Raw genomic sequence first — 213 nt, 5'->3', positions numbered from 1 at the left:
GTCCAGGGGTTCGCGCACTTCGAACGGAGCGAAACGGATTGTCGGGGGAGCAGAATTGGAATTTGTCGGGAGAACGGGATTCGGCGGAAGATCAGAATTCGCTGGAAAACTTGGACCCGGCGGGAGAGCAGAATTTGTCGAGAAAACAGGATTCGTCGGAAGATCAGGACCCGGCGAAGGGGCAAGAGTCGATGTCGTCGTCGGAGCCCGGCG

Annotated in this window: 1 protein-coding gene; it reads left to right on the top strand. The window is 58.2% G+C overall.

The annotated features are described in order from the left end of the window. The coding region (locus EHQ17_RS19905) for a hypothetical protein (RefSeq protein ID WP_210414529.1) at positions 1-213 on the top strand (213 nt) is incomplete at both ends.

The sequence above is a fragment of the Leptospira gomenensis genome, assembly GCF_004770155.1.
Taxonomy (GTDB): domain Bacteria; phylum Spirochaetota; class Leptospiria; order Leptospirales; family Leptospiraceae; genus Leptospira; species Leptospira gomenensis.
Note: the sequence above shows the minus strand (reverse complement) of the source record. Positions and strands in the feature narration are given on the sequence as shown.